Genomic DNA, 15499 nt, shown 5'->3' with positions numbered 1-15499 from the left:
AAATAGGCTATTAATGGTGTATGCACTCGAATCCTTCTTTCTGGATTTTCTTGTTGTTCGCACACCAAGAATACCAGAAAAAGACGTTCGGGTGTTTTTTAATATTCGGAAATTAATAACAAAAACGAGGTACGTTTGACAGTACCTTCACTCTATGGGAGGAATTTATATGACAACCAAGTTTGATACGATCATTATTGGTGCAGGACCTGGTGGCTTAGCGGCTGCCTATGCTTTAGCGGAACAGCAACAAGTTCTAGTTATTGAAAATGATCTTTGGGGCGGGACTTGCCCTAATCGTGGCTGTGATCCGAAAAAAATGTTGTATTCGGCAGTATCCGCTCGTGATCAAGCTAGTCAGTTGCAACATTTTGGCTTGTCAGGCATTCCAACCATTGATTGGCCAGAATTAATGACTTTTAAGCGTGCTTATACTGATAAAATTCCGGCAGGAACTTTATCAGGACTAAAAACAGCTAATATTGCAACCGTTCATGGTCAGCCGCATTTCGTGGCTAAGAATCAAATCCAAGTGGCGGCAACGACTTATCAAGCTGACTATTTTATCATTGCTACTGGGCAAGCACCGCGGGTACCGCAAATCAGTGGCAGCGAGTACTTGCAGACTAGTAATGACTTTTTGGCCTTGCCTGAGTTACCGCAGCGAATCGCCTTTGTTGGTGCTGGCTATGTTGCGTTGGAATTAGCCAATATTGCGGCTAGTGCAGGCGCCGAGGTGCATATTTTGCAGCATAACCAACGAATTTTACGTGATTTTCCTGAAGCTTATACCCAATTATTGTCAGCCGCAATGACAGCTAAGGGAATCACTTTCCATTGGGATACCGAGTTGACTAGCGTCACGAAGCATGCTGATCATTATAGCTTAGCCACAAATACAACACGCCAACTAAATGTTGATGCTGTATTTGCTGCTAGTGGTCGTCAACCACGACTAGCTAGCTTGGAGCTAGCAGCGGCGGGAATCGATGCAACAGCCAAGGGTCTGCTGGTGAATGACCATTTGCAAACGACCAATCCGCAGGTTTATGCTGTGGGCGATGTACTCGCTAAAAAACAGCCCAAGTTAACGCCAGTGGCTGGTTTTGAAGGTCGTTATGTGGCGCAAGCTATTTTAAAGTCAACCGAGACAGCAATTGCTTATCCACCGATCCCAGAAGTGGTTTATGCGAGTCCGCAAATTGCCCAAGTTGGGGTTAAACTAGCCGATGCGCAGCAACAAGATGAAAAATATCAAGTGCTGGAACAAGATGTAACGCAGTGGTATACTTTTAATCGCATCAAGGAACCAACGGCGCGAGTCACAACAATTTTTGAACGGCAAACGAAACGCTTAGTTGGTGCTGTCGTTTATTCCAGTATTGCTGAAGAGTTGATCAATGACTTGACCGGCTTAATGACAAAGCAAGTTACTAAGGATCAGTTAAGTCAACAAGTTATGGCTTATCCAACGCCTGCCAGTGATTTGGCTTATTATTACGTCTAGGTATTTAGTCGGTTAAGTTGATGCGATATGATCAGTAGCAAGAATTTTAAATGATAAATTGAAGCTCGTGACTTCCACAATTAAGTGAGGCAGTTGCGAGTTTTTACATAGGAGGCGTTTTTTTGGCTGATTTTTTCCATACTTTAGTGACGCAACGTGCTGACTTATTAGCTGCGCTGGGCCAGCATTTATTGTTATCAGTAGTTTCCTTACTGATTGCAATCGTAATTGCGATTCCTTTAGCCATCTGGGTGATTCCGAAGCCACGGACAGCCAATATTTTTCTACAGATCACAGGCGTATTGCAGACGATTCCGTCATTGGCTTTATTGGGGATGCTGATTCCATTAGTCGGTATTGGCAGTGTTCCGGCAGTTATTTCGTTGGTCGTTTATGCGCTGTTACCGATTTTTCAAAACACATATACCGGACTGACTGAAATCGATCCTTCACTGGAAGAGGCAGCGACCGCTTTTGGGATGACCCGTTGGGAAAAGTTGCGCAAAGTCGAGTTACCGTTGGCATTTCCGATGATTCTTTCTGGCGTGCGCACTGCGTTGGTAATGATTATTGGGACAGCAACTTTGGCGGCTTTAATTGGCGCTGGCGGCTTGGGAACGTTTATTTTATTAGGTATTAATCGCAATAATAATACGATGACTTTGATTGGGGCGCTGGCCTCTGCACTGCTAGCAATCGTATTAAGTTTTGCGTTACGTGGCGTCAAATGGATCAGGTTAAAACCGTTTCTGATAACCGTTGCGGTTGTTATATTGGGCGGCGGTGCTTTTGGTGTCTATAAATTGGTGCAGCCGCAGCCGGTTGAAATCACAATTGCTGGCAAACTAGGTTCGGAGCCGGAAATCTTGATCAATATGTATCGTGATTTAATTGAAGCGGACAATGACAATGTTAAAGTGACGTTAAAGCCGAATTTTGGTCAAACTTCATTTTTGTTTAGTGCGCTAAAAGCCAAACAAATTACGCTTTATCCGGAATTTACAGGTACGATCTTAGAAGGTTTAGTTAAGACCCCACAAACGCGGGCAACTAGTGCGACTGGTATTTATCATCAAGCTAAAACAGCAGTCCAGCAACAAGATAAGTTGACTTATTTAGCACCACTTAAATATAACAATACTTACGCCTTAGTTGTGCAACGTTCCTTCGCCAAAAAATATAACTTACACAATATCAGTGATTTAGCTAAGATTTCTGATCAGATCAATGCTGGGTTTGATTTAGAGTTTTTAGACCGCAGTGATGGCTATAAAGGAATCCAGCAACGTTATGGTCTTGATTTCAAAACGCAATCAATGTCAGCGGATCTACGTTATGAAGCTTTACACCAAGGTAAGGTCAACGTCACCGATGGCTATTCAACCGATTCGCAAATTCGGCAATATGACCTGGTCGTGTTAAAAGATGACCGACACTTATTTCCAACTTATCAGGGGGCACCGTTGATGCGTACAGCGACAGCTAAGGCGCATCCAGAGATCGTTCGCAGCCTGAATAAGCTCAGCGGGAAAATATCAGCAGCTGATATGCAAGAAATGAATTATCAAGTTAACGTTAAGCGCGTGTCGGCAGCCAAGGTTGCCCACAATTATTTGGTAACACATCATTTATTAGGAGGTGAGCACTAATGGTGGTAAAGCCCTGTATTGAATTTCGCCAGGTCGGTAAACAATTTAACGATAATTATGCGGTGGAACAGTTAAACCTGACCATCAAAGCCGGCGAATTATTTGTGTTAGTCGGCGCGTCAGGGAGCGGGAAAACGACCACGCTGAAAATGATCAATCGACTTGAGCAACCCACCACGGGCACCATTTATTATCAAGGCCGATCGCTGGCGTCGATTCCGCTGCGTGAGCTGCGTTTGCAGATGGGTTATGTGTTACAACAGATCGCCTTATTTCCTAATATGACGGTAGCAGAGAATATTAGTTTGATACCAGAAATGAAACGTATGGCACCAGCAGCAATCAAACAACGAGTTAAAGACTTATTGAGCGAGGTGGGACTTGACCCAGCAACCTACCAGCAACGGATGCCTAGCGACTTATCTGGTGGTGAACAGCAACGGGTTGGCATTATCCGTGCCTTTGCCGCGCAACCACAAGTTGTGTTAATGGACGAACCATTTAGTGCCCTAGACCCAATTTCGCGGGAACAATTACAGAAATTAACGTTATCGATCCACCAGCGACTGAATAGCACAATTGTTTTTGTCACCCATGATATGAATGAAGCACTGCAATTAGGTGATCGAATTGGTGTGATGCAGGGCGGCCATTTAGTCCAAGTGGGGACCCCGGATGAAATCGCGCAGCAGCCAGTCAACGATTTTGTTAGTAAAATGTTTGCTTCTGCACAAACGAACGATATTTATGGCGTCTACTTAAATCGCCTAAAAGTACTAGGGTATCTGCAGCCATTAAGTGAAACTGATCAAGGCTTACCAGCTTTAGATAGTCATCAAACAATTGGCGAAGCCTTACCGGAATTGCAAAAAAGTGGTGCTGTTCAAATCAATAATGGCAGTAACGATGCGGGTAAATTGACCAGTGAACAATTATTAGCTTTCATGGTGAGCTTTCAGAACAAATAAAGTAGTTGCAAGTCTAAATGTGGCTTTTTATGAAACTTAGCTAAAACAGAAACACCGGCAAACCAGTTGGAAAACTGGCTTGCCGGTGTTTTTGAGCTCATATGATCTACTTAATCAAACAGTGGCCTAACACTGCCGGAATGGAACCAAACTAAATTTGCTTAATATGTTAATTACAGCTAAATTTCAGAAAGAGCCACAACGTAGTTTCTTTATTTTAAGGTAATAAATTAAAGTGACGCAAGCCTTGAATGATGCCACCTTCAGTATTTTTAGCGGTAATATATTCAGCCCGATCCTTAACGGCGGTGATTCCATTACCCATGGCAATTGGATGATCGACCGTTTCAAACATAGGCACATCGTTTACACCGTCGCCGAATGCATAAGTGGGAACCTTTTCTAAGCCCATTTTTTTGAGCAAAGTCATAATGCCAAATTGTTTGGATTCGCCTTTGAGGACGGTATCCAAGGAATAAGGTGTGTTACGATAAAATGTTAATTCATGGCCATAAGGATAGATGTAACGCTTATCATTGTCGACGGTGATCACTAATAACATATCGACAGGATTAGTTTTGTAAAAATCAGGGTCAACTTCTGGGTAAGGGGTACTGACAAAATCGTATTGTGCTTTAACTAAATCATTTAAGCGTGAGATCCGGAAGTCAGTACCATTGTAGTAAGCCAAAGCATCACCATGTGATTCTGTGATAGCTAACATTTTTGCGATCATCGCTTTGTCAATTGCGCCTTCGTAGATCGGCTTGCCCTCGTAAACCACCAAACCGCCATTGAGCGCGATGTACGTATCAATGCCAGCTTGCTCGAAAATTTCAGGGATTTCACCAGGGGAACGCCCAGTTGAAATAACGGGCAAAATATCCTGTTCACGTAAACTGTGGACAGCAGTACGAACGTCCGCATCGAGTTGTGATTGTGGATTCATTAAGGTACCATCTAAGTCAAAGAAAACTACCGCACGATAGGTCATTTTTTCACTGCTTTCATTTTAGATTGATTCATAAAATTTAAGTGCACTGTGTTAGTGTAGCAAAAAACTTTCAGAAAATACAGTCAAGGGTTGTGTGGCGAAAGTGTGAATAGTTCAAGAACTTATCACAACTTTTCAAGCAAAGGTCCACAACAACTTCTGGTTATTGTATAATAAAGGCAATAAAAGGTGTTATATATCAACCAACGCTATAAAATTATTTTACAGACACATTTTCGTGCCAATACTGGGTGATCATATGTGCCAAAATAATTTTGGCACATAGCTAGCTAATCAACACCGATACTATGAAGGAGTTATTAACATGCGCTTATTGATGATTGAAGACAATAAATCAGTCTCCGAAATGATGAATATGTTTTTTACTAAAGAAGAATGGCAAGTTAGCTTTGCGTACGATGGTAATGAAGCGTTAGAAATTTTCAAAGCAGCTCCGGATAGTTGGGATATTATTACGCTTGATCTTAATTTACCTGGAATGGACGGTATGCAGGTTGCTCAAGAGATCCGTAAACTTTCGCAAAGTGTGCCAATGATCATGTTGACCGCACGCGATTCTGAAAGTGATCAGGTTTTGGGACTTGAAATTGGTGCGGACGATTACGTTACTAAGCCATTCAGTCCAATGACACTGATTGCACGGATCAAAGCGCTCCATCGGCGGGCAGAATTAAGTGAAAATAGTCCAACTATCGATGACGATGCTGAAACTGCATTTGACGTGATCACGGATCATTTTAAATTGAATACTAAAACCCGCGAAGCTTATTTATTGGATCAGCCAATTAATGGATTAACACCCAAAGAATTTGACTTGTTATTCACATTGGCTAAAAAACCAAAACAAGTTTTTTCGCGTGAACAATTGTTAGAACTAGTTTGGGATTACCAATACTACGGGGATGAACGGACAGTTGATGCCCATATTAAAAAATTGCGTCAAAAAATCGAAAAGGTGGGACCGCAAATTATCCAAACTGTTTGGGGTGTTGGCTATAAATTTGATGATTCCGATGTGACTGCTTAATGAAATTGATTTATCAGCAAATGCTGGCTTTTTTTGCCGTTATTATGACGACTTTGTTGATCGTTGGGCTTTTCTTTATTCAATTTACTAATAAGATGGTTTACGAAACAACGTGGGATCAACTTGAGGGTTACGCGGATAGTCTGATGCAACAGGCAATGACAGTTGATAAAAGAACCAATACGTTTACTGGTTTTCAAGTCAGTATGTTAAGTAATAGTGAAGCGGTTTTGTCACAGCAGAAAGTTCATTTTGCGATTTTTAGCGATAAAAATAAAATGATCTATCCACTGACTGATGGTCGTGGCCCTGTTATGGCGCGCCAACTAACCAAAGCCGATTGGCAAAAACTGAAACAGGGCAAACGGATTTATCGTAAGTCTGATCACGGGACCAATGTGTTGAATAATCAACAGGAAATGACCGATGTGTTGGTACCTTATTTCTATAATGGTGATTTAAAAGCCGTTATTTCAGTCGGTTCGCTGGTCTCGAATGTACACGCCAATATTACTAAAATCGAGCATAATCTTTTTATGGCGTTGCTGATTTCCAGTGTGGCCGCCGTGATCATGAGCTTCTTGTTGGCTAAGTATCAAGTTCTGCGGATCAATCGATTGCGTGGTGCCGCACATAAAGTGGCCAAAGGTGATTTTGATGTTAAAATCGATGCCAAGCACCATGATGAGCTAGATGACTTAGCAATCGACTTTAATCAGATGACGACTTCATTACGTGAATCAGAAGATGAAATTAAGCGCCAAGAAGATCGGCGGCGCCAATTTATGGCTGACGCAGCGCATGAAATGCGAACGCCTTTAACGACGATCAACGGCTTACTTGAAGGCCTGCAGTATGATGCAATACCTGAAGATATGCGGGGTAAAAGCATTGAATTAATGCAAAATGAGACCAAGCGTCTGATTCGAATCGTCAATGAGAATTTAGATTATGAGAAAATTCGTACCAACCAAATCAGCTTGTCTAAGCGGAATTTTGACGGTACAGAAGCGTTGCAGAATATTGTGATGCAATTGACTAATAAATCTAATAATGCGAATAATGATCTGATCTTGACGCCGGGTCCTAGTGTGCAGGTCTATGCAGATTATGATCGATTCGTTCAAGTGATGTTTAACGTGATCCAAAATGCGATTCAATTTACCCAAGATGGCACGATTACGATCACTGCAAAACATGGTTACCATGAAACGATTTTCACGGTGCAAGACACGGGTATCGGGATGTCGGCGGAACAAGTGCAAAATATTTGGGAACGTTACTACAAGGCGGATCCATCACGTAAGAATACTAAGTATGGCGAGTCTGGCCTAGGTCTAGCAATCGTTCACCAATTAGTTCAACTGCATGGCGGTGAAATCAAGGTCGATAGTAAAGAAAACGTTGGGACCACATTTACCATTAGTTTTCCTGACCAAGTTGCTAGTCAAGAAACTACACCAGATGCAGTAGAAAGTAAAAAAGATTAGCATTGCCCATTATTTATTTATGAAAGCTAAAAAAGTTGACCCAGTATAAAAACGAGGTCAACTTTTTTGTGCTCATTTATTTGGTGGTTAGAAAAGGAATCGTATGCAAGCTTTGCTCACGCTCGCTGGACAATAATTCTTGATTAGCCGTGAGAAAAACCATAGTAACGGGACTGTTTTTAGTGATCTGATTCAGCTTAAGCAGTACTGCACGCATAACCGCTGGTGGATAATCGTCCAAGGTTGCATTGACTAAGATGACATCCTTACCAGCAAAAATATTCCGGTAAAGTTGCACGTAGAAGCGCTCACTAGTGGTTAGATCAACAGCATCCTTTTCAAAAAACTCATGCTCGTATACTGCTTGCCACGGGTATTTTTTCTCAACACTACCATTTAGATTAAGCAAAATATTTTCGCGTACACTAAGGTATGGGAGTAAAACATCTTCCTGCGTGGTGATGATGCCAAGTCGTTTATGAAGATGGTGTTGGGTAAACAACTTAAGGTAGCGCTGGATCACAAGCCGTCGTTGATCTGATAACGGGACATTAATAAAATAAAGCTGTCCCGGTACAAAGACAGTCTGCCATTTATTTAAAAAACTATTTTGATTTTTAGTTGAATAAAAAGAGAACATAGCTTACTCCTTTGCTAGAAACTGTCTCTGACGGGCCGGTATATGAATAGCTTGATCCCCAGTCTTTACTTGCTGCAGTTACGACGAATGAAGTAGTTGGCGGCTGATCCACCAATTATAGATTGAAGCGCTAAGATAGCTAACCAAAAAGACAAGCGCACTTCCTTGCCAGGTTAATGTCCATAAGGAACGATCATAGTCAGCTAGGCTTTGACCGCCGTGATTACCCTGATCAAACAGTAGTAGATGACCGTTAAACGTCGTAAATTGATGTTGAAACAGCTGATTAAACTGACGCCAAGTTTGGTCCGAAGTGTTTTCCAGCAAGGTTTTTAACCCACTAGGTAACTTTTGGCCAAACCAGTACTGGTTTAGCTGGACCAAACCATCTAAATACCAACTTTGGATACACAGTAAAATAATTGTCGCGATAAAAAAAGCAATTAAAAATGAAAATAGATTTTCTAAAGCAAATTGAAAACTAATATTAGCTGTATTCTTGCCAGCTAATTGATAAATTGAAAATTCATGTTTGCGCTGAATTAAAGTTAGCACGCTAAGCACTAAAATTAATCCTGCAAAGCCCCAAAATAGTAAACTGTAAATATTTTGGGTGTCGCTGACCATCGCCTGACGGATATGAAGAATTTGCCGCAAAACCGACCAACGAGTTAGTATTTGTGATTTACGATCAATAATATCGATGCGTTGTTCAAATAGGCTGAGTGCTTGGCCCTGAATCGCTTGGGCAATCAAGGCGGAAAGACTGCTTACCAGGAATAGAACCGCGCATACACTAAAAAAAGTGGTATAACGCCAATGATAGTGCAAACTTGCAAATACCCGTTGAATAACCCGCATAAGCTCACCTCATTACAAATCTAATTATAAAAAAATACTTTGAACAAAGTGTGAAGTTACCTAATTAAAATCACGAATAAGTGCGTTAAATAGTCCCATTTAAGTTTATTTATTTTCGGTTGGACAAAAATAGTAGCACAATTACTGTAAAAGTAATCGTGCTACTATTTTTTATGACCAGAGCTTAGCAGCTACTATTCAGTTGATTGACTACTAGAACTATTTTCAGAGCTAGTCGTATTTGTTGTATCAGCGTCATCATCACCGGAAGAAAGTTCAGGCGCATCCGTTTTATAATGGTTGCTTGTGGTACGGTCACCATTTTTAGAATATAAACTGGTTGAAAGTTGACCTAATTTTTCGCCGGTCATTTTTAACTGTGCAAAATCATTTTTATAATTGTAATTTTCCGGATCGACAGGTTTGAAACCAATTGGTGTGTAGAAACGTAATAAGTTTTTATTGTTTACTGTGTCAGAAAGTTGTAACTCGTTTTGTACTTTATCTTGTTGCCGTTTAATTTCTGCTTTTAAAGTAGCACTTGGATGGGTGACTTCCTCGCCATCATTGTTGTAAATAGTGCCATCCAGGACTGTGTGCGTCGGGGTGACAAAATTACTGTTACGAAAGGCGACAACCTGATCATGTTGTGCTGAGAAAAGATCCGTTCCAAATTGAACGTAACCCGTATTATCGATGCCCAATAAATGTTCGATCGTTGGCAGCACATCAATTTCACCACCGTATTGCTTCTGAATACCACCGTTATGTTGTCCCGGAATATTGATCATTAGCGGGACGCGCTGCAACTGAGCGTTATCATAATCATTCCAAGTATCGGCGGATTTTCCCAGTAGTTCGGCTAAACTTAGATTGTCACTATTGGATAAACCATAATGGTCGCCGTAAAGGACGATCATTGAGTTGTCATATAAGCCACTCGATTTTAAATATTCAAAAAACTCTTGTAGTGATTGATCCAGATAATGGGCAGTGGCAAAGTAATTATTAACGGCTTTATCGTCGGTTGTTGGTAACGGGAAGTCAGTATCTTCACTGTCCAATGGGAATGGAAAATGATTAGTGACAGTAATGAATTTTGCGTAAAAAGGCTGCTGTAATTGTTCTAAATATTTAACTGAGTCACGGAATAATAATTTATCCTTCAGACCGTATTGTTCTGAACGATCGCCTTCAGTATCGAAGTAAGAAGCATCAAAGAAATTCTGGTAGCCCATATTTTTATAAACGTTATCACGATTCCAGAATGATCCGACATTACCATGGAAGACCGCTGAGCTATAGCCAGCCTTTTGTTGCAAGATCGCCGGAGCGGCTTGGAAGGTATTGTCCGAACCAAGTGCAGTGAACACTGAGCCTTGGGGCAAGCCGTAAACGCTGGTTTCTAACATATTTTCAGCATCACTGGTTTTACCTTGACCGACTTGATGGAAAAAGTTACTGAAGGCATAAGTCTGATCACTATGGTACAAACTATTCAAGAATGGGGTCACTTCCTGACCGTCAACCTTGTAGTCAATTAGAAATTGTTGAAAACTTTCCAAATGAAGAATGATCACGTTGCGACCTTTAGCGATACCATACATATCAGGATCTGGCGCCGCATTGTGCTGATTAATGAAAGTTAAAACATTCGCCAAATCTGAACCATTCGCGGATGCACGGGTCTGGTTATTTTGTGCTGTTTTAACGGCATCATAAACAGTGTAAGCGTCAATACCTAAATATTTCACAATGTAATTACGGTCAAAAGTACGAGTCAAAAGTTGTGGCCGATCAGCTTCACCTAACGTTAAATTAACCGAAAATAATAACACGGCGACTGAAGTAATGGCAAAGGGTAGATGGTGGCGAATTGGTCGTTGATCAATTTTAATTAAACGGGATAGCAGTAATACCACCAGAATAACTAGATCGAGCCAATATAAGACATCATAAGGACGTGCCAACGCCAGTGAACTACCGCTAAGGCCTTCGGAAACTTTTGAATAGCCAAGAATCGTATTGATAGTCATAAAGTCGGTAAACTGGCGATAATAAATTACATTAAAGTAAAGCAAGGCAGTATTTGCGGTTGATAGGATCATTAGGCCAAAGTAGCGCCAAATTGGTCGTTGAATGTATAAAGCTAAACCGAAGACCAATAAGGTAGTGGCCAATGGATTTAGCCATAAAATAATATGCTGGAAAACACCACTAACTCCTAAAGAAAAATCAACATAATAGGCAAACATGGTTTTTAGCCAAAATAACCCAACTAATAGGATGAAAAAGCCATTGCGTTGATTAATAAAAGTATGTAGGTTCTTAAGTAGACGTTTCACGGGATATTTAAACTCCTTTAGAGAATAGCTTGATTTTTAACTGACAATTGCCGGTAAATCAATTCTCACGATATTGTACGCGTAAACGAAATCAATTGTCAAACCGGCACAGGGCTCTGATAGGGTTGCGGAAGTGATTAGTGAAAATTAGTGTATTTTCAAGCAAGACAGATCAACCTTTTATTGTTGTTAAATCGAGAACTTAAATTTTTCCAAATCTCAACGGTAAACTCGTGTTAAGGCGTATTTTTTGCTAAAATAAAGTTAGTAGAATACTAGAATTTAGCTCGACTAATAAATAACTTAAATTTAATAATGTGAGGGGGTAGGTTCATGATTTTTCTGGGGCCACTTTATCGGCTAGTGGCCGCGCGATATGCACATCAAATCTATCATTTTCCATTGATTCAGCTAGTTTTTTATAGTTTAGATAAAACATTACTCTATTTTTTAGTTTTTTTGGTATTACGGTTACTCTACTTACGTTATCGGCAGCGGTTAGGCCAAGGATCAACGGTGTGGCGCCGTGAGACTTATCTCTGGTTGTTGGTCATCTACCTATTATTATTATATTCACTAACTGCGTTGCGGGGGATTTATTGGCCTAATCAATTTTGGACATATTTACAATTACCACATAAGGCAATTAACACAACGCCTTTTGTTGAAACGTTGAAATTGGTGCAGGGCAAATCTAAATTTGATTTTCTCTATAATTTGTTTGGTAATATTTTGTGGTTTATTCCATTAGGATTCAGCTATGGTGTTCGTTTACAAGACAATCGGCGTTGGTTGCCAGTCCAGTTTTTGCAGGTATATTTATTAGGAGTGGGTGTTTCAGTTTCAATTGAAACATTGCAATATCTGTTGTCGACTGGGATTGCCGATATTGATGATGTGACCTTTAATGCTGCGGGCTGTTTAGTGGGTTTTGTTCTATACTTGATTTGGCGCGGCTTACGCCAATGGCTCAATAAATTAAAATTACACGCTAAGAAAGTCTGAGAACTTATTTCTGAGACTTTTTTTATTTCAGACCAATATTTTTTTAGTGGCGATATTTTGGTTGCGGAGTCGCTTTCATTGCTGATGATCACTGATAGCAAGCCATTTAATTAAATGCAAGCTAAAGAAAAGAGCGACATAAAAATATTTTCATGAAAACATTTTTATTTTAGTCTAGTAAAAAAAGCTATACTCAGTTACCAGTTAAGCTGGTATTTAGCCAAGTGAAAATTATTTCATGGTTAGTTATCACGGTTATTGAATTCAGGTTTATTTTTGCTATACCAGTTAGCTGGTTACTTTTTAAAAGTAAAAAAAGGTTGCAACCTATGTTTGTAACCGGTAAAATGGAATTTCGTAAATCAAGAGAGAATTGAGGAATATTTTGTGAGTATTTTAATTGCACTGATCCCAGCGCTTTGTTGGGGCAGTATCGGTTTAGTGAGTGGTAAGCTCGGCGGTAGCGCATACCAACAAACCTTAGGTATGACAATTGGTGCGCTAGTATTTTCGTTAGGTGCTTACTTTGTTTATCATCCTGTCTTAAATGTAAAGGTATTCTTAGTCGGTATCGCTTCTGGCTTGCTATGGAGTGTCGGCCAAGGCCAGCAGTTCCAATCAATGCAAGTAATGGGCGTGTCGCGGACGGTACCGATGTCGACTGGGATGCAGCTAGTCGCTAATACGTTAGCCGGTGCCTTACTTTTTCATGAGTGGCAAAATGGTCGAGAAATCAGTCTTGGCGTTTTGGCTTTGATCATTCTGATCGTTGGGGCAACACTAACATCGCGGAATGATCCAGCTAGTCGCTCAGTTAATGAAGAAAACACCGAACTTAGTAGAGGACTGCGGATCCTACTAATTTCAACGATTGGCTATGTCGGTTATACGATCGTTGTTGATTGGGGTCAAGTCAACGCAATTGCAGTGATTTTACCACAAGCAATTGGTATGTTGATCGGCGCGATCATTATGGCAATGGGTAAGGATGTCAAAAATATTGCAACGGTTAAAAATATTTTAACTGGCTTACTTTGGGGCGCAGGGAACATTTTTATGTTCCTATCGATTCCTAAAGTTGGCTTGGCAGTTTCATACTCCTTGTCACAAACGGGGATCATTATTTCCACACTAGGTAGTATCTTCTTGCTAGGTGAAAAGAAAACCCGGCGTGAAATGGTCTACGTTGTGGTTGGCTGTCTGTTTGTCATTGGCGGCGGGATCCTACTGGGCTATATGAAAGCTTAATTTGAATCAACCAACTGCTGGCAGATAATGTCAGTAGTTTTTTATATTTTTAAAGCCTTTTCAAAGTATAAACGCGCTTGCAATTTAATAGCAAAGCGGCTAAAGTTATTTTTGGTAGTTACTATATTAAGGGAGGCTATTTTTAATGGCACATATTACATTCGATGATTCTGCTGTTAGTCAATTCGTTCACAACAACGAATTAAGTGAAATTCAACCAATGGTTACCGCAGCACATGATCAATTGGTCAACGGAACTGGCGTAGGATCAGAAATGCTGGACTGGGTACGTTTACCTCATGATTACGATAAGGAAGAATTTAGCCGGATCAAAGCCGCTGCTAAAAAAATCCAAAATGATTCTGAAGTCTTTGTTGCTATTGGTATTGGTGGCTCATATCTAGGCGCTCGCGCTGCCATTGATTTTTTGAGCAGTACTTTCTACAACATGGCACCAGACCGTAAAGCACCACAAGTCTTCTTTGCTGGTAATTCAATCAGCTCATCTTACTTGCATGACTTATTAGCAATGATCGGTGACCGTGACTTCTCGATCAACGTCATTTCTAAGTCAGGTACGACTACTGAACCGTCAATCGCTTTCCGTGTTTTTAAAGAAAAATTGATCGCTAAGTATGGTGCAGATGGCGCTAAAGAACGTATTTATGCCACAACTGACAAGGCAAATGGTGCTTTGAAGCAAGAAGCTGACGCTGAAGGTTACGAAAGCTTTGTTATTCCTGACGGTACTGGTGGTCGGTTCACTGTTTTAACTGCCGTTGGCCTGTTGCCAATTGCGGTTGCTGGTGGCGATGTTGATCAGTTAATGCAGGGTGCTGCTGCCGCTGAAGATGAATACGCTGATCCAGACGTAACTAAAAATGACGCTTATAAATATGCAGCATTGCGTAATATTTTATATCGTAAAGGCTACACAACAGAATTATTAGAAAACTACGAACCAACTTTGCAATACTTCTCCGAATGGTGGAAGCAATTGATGGGTGAATCTGAAGGTAAGGACCAAAAGGGTATCTACCCATCTTCAGCTAACTTCACTACCGATCTGCATTCATTAGGTCAGTATATTCAAGAAGGTCGCCGTAACTTAATGGAAACTGTTGTCAAAGTTGACAAACCAACGCATGACTTGACTGTTCCCGTTGAAGACGGTGACTTAGACGGTTTGGCTTACCTACAAGGCAAGTCGATCGATTTTGTTAACACCAAGGCTTATCAGGGTGTTGTATTAGCGCACAATGATGGCGGCGTACCCGTAATGAGCGTACACATCCCAGAACAAAATGCCTTCACCTTAGGTTATTTGATCTACTTCTTCGAACGCGCTGTTGCTATTTCTGGTTATTTGAACGGTATCAACCCATTCAACCAACCAGGTGTTGAAGCATACAAGAAAAATATGTTTGCACTTTTAGGCAAACCTGGCTTCGAAAAACTTGGTAAAGAATTAAACGAACGCCTATAAAACAGCGTTTTTAGCATAATTTAGTTAAAAATAAAAAGCTCCTGAAATCGTAGAAATTGTCTGTGAAGACGGTTTTCGATTTTTGGGAGCTTTTTGTGTTCAATTATTTTCGCGCGTTTTATAATCAAGTTAGCCAAATACTTTTAGCTAATTGATAAAATAAAAAACACCAAGACAAATCTCTGTTATCATTGATGTTCCTACACAAACAATGAAAGAGGTTATTGTCTTGATGCAAGAACAGAATACCACAGTCAG

Annotated in this window: 12 protein-coding genes; 8 read left to right on the top strand and 4 right to left on the bottom strand. The window is 40.6% G+C overall.

The window, feature by feature from the left end; translation table 11 throughout:
- The first annotated feature begins 169 nt into the window (after window positions 1-169).
- From EKM76_RS10280 to EKM76_RS10270, 3 genes are all read left to right on the top strand, one after another.
- The gene (locus tag EKM76_RS10280) at window positions 170-1507 is read left to right on the top strand and encodes a dihydrolipoyl dehydrogenase family protein (protein WP_125550579.1); all 1338 of its coding nucleotides are present in this window, start codon (window positions 170-172) and stop codon (window positions 1505-1507) included.
- A gap of 122 nt (window positions 1508-1629) precedes the next feature.
- Window positions 1630-3156, top strand: coding sequence for an ABC transporter permease/substrate-binding protein (locus tag EKM76_RS10275; protein ID WP_125550578.1), 1527 nt, complete (start codon window positions 1630-1632; stop codon window positions 3154-3156).
- On the top strand, window positions 3156-4124 hold the full coding sequence (locus EKM76_RS10270; RefSeq protein WP_125550577.1) for an ABC transporter ATP-binding protein: 969 nt from the start codon (window positions 3156-3158) through the stop codon (window positions 4122-4124). The genes EKM76_RS10275 and EKM76_RS10270 overlap by 1 nt, the downstream gene beginning before the upstream one ends.
- A 217-nt stretch (window positions 4125-4341) precedes the next feature.
- Here the strand turns inward: EKM76_RS10270 and EKM76_RS10265 are convergent, their stop codons facing one another.
- Window positions 4342-5118, bottom strand: a complete 777-nt coding sequence (locus EKM76_RS10265) for a Cof-type HAD-IIB family hydrolase (protein WP_125550576.1) — start codon at window positions 5116-5118, stop codon at window positions 4342-4344.
- A 325-nt stretch (window positions 5119-5443) separates the two neighbouring features.
- Here EKM76_RS10265 and EKM76_RS10260 point away from each other — a divergent pair, with 325 nt between their 5' ends.
- Both EKM76_RS10260 and EKM76_RS10255 read left to right on the top strand, forming a co-directional pair.
- On the top strand, window positions 5444-6166 hold the full coding sequence (locus tag EKM76_RS10260; RefSeq protein ID WP_125550575.1) for a response regulator transcription factor: 723 nt from the start codon (window positions 5444-5446) through the stop codon (window positions 6164-6166).
- The gene (locus EKM76_RS10255; RefSeq protein WP_125550574.1) at window positions 6166-7656 is read left to right on the top strand and encodes a sensor histidine kinase; all 1491 of its coding nucleotides are present in this window, start codon (window positions 6166-6168) and stop codon (window positions 7654-7656) included. Before EKM76_RS10260 ends, EKM76_RS10255 begins: the two co-directional genes overlap by 1 nt.
- Window positions 7657-7732: 76 nt before the next feature.
- Here EKM76_RS10255 and EKM76_RS10250 read toward each other — a convergent pair whose 3' ends face one another.
- From EKM76_RS10250 to EKM76_RS10240, 3 genes are all read right to left on the bottom strand, one after another.
- Window positions 7733-8296 (bottom strand): P-loop NTPase family protein, encoded by a 564-nt coding sequence (locus EKM76_RS10250; RefSeq protein WP_125550573.1) that lies wholly within the window; start codon window positions 8294-8296, stop codon window positions 7733-7735.
- A gap of 78 nt (window positions 8297-8374) precedes the next feature.
- Window positions 8375-9157: an FtsX-like permease family protein gene (locus tag EKM76_RS10245; protein WP_125550572.1), complete on the bottom strand. Its 783-nt coding sequence runs from the start codon at window positions 9155-9157 to the stop codon at window positions 8375-8377.
- A 194-nt stretch (window positions 9158-9351) separates the two neighbouring features.
- Complete coding sequence (locus tag EKM76_RS10240) at window positions 9352-11502, bottom strand: LTA synthase family protein (protein WP_125550571.1); 2151 nt, start codon at window positions 11500-11502, stop codon at window positions 9352-9354.
- A 333-nt stretch (window positions 11503-11835) separates the two neighbouring features.
- Between EKM76_RS10240 and EKM76_RS10235 the strand changes: the two genes are divergently transcribed.
- The 3 genes from EKM76_RS10235 to EKM76_RS10225 all read left to right on the top strand — a co-directional run bounded on the left by EKM76_RS10235 (window position 11836) and on the right by EKM76_RS10225 (window position 15241).
- Window positions 11836-12507: a VanZ family protein gene (locus EKM76_RS10235; RefSeq protein ID WP_125550570.1), complete on the top strand. Its 672-nt coding sequence runs from the start codon at window positions 11836-11838 to the stop codon at window positions 12505-12507.
- A gap of 387 nt (window positions 12508-12894) precedes the next feature.
- Window positions 12895-13755: a GRP family sugar transporter gene (locus EKM76_RS10230; RefSeq protein ID WP_125550569.1), complete on the top strand. Its 861-nt coding sequence runs from the start codon at window positions 12895-12897 to the stop codon at window positions 13753-13755.
- Window positions 13756-13900: 145 nt separating this feature from the next.
- Window positions 13901-15241, top strand: coding sequence for a glucose-6-phosphate isomerase (locus EKM76_RS10225; protein WP_125550568.1), 1341 nt, complete (start codon window positions 13901-13903; stop codon window positions 15239-15241).
- Window positions 15242-15499 lie beyond the last annotated feature (258 nt).

The sequence above is a fragment of the Loigolactobacillus zhaoyuanensis genome, from assembly GCF_003946385.1.
GTDB lineage: Bacteria > Bacillota > Bacilli > Lactobacillales > Lactobacillaceae > Loigolactobacillus > Loigolactobacillus zhaoyuanensis.
Note: the sequence above shows the minus strand (reverse complement) of the source record. Positions and strands in the feature narration are given on the sequence as shown.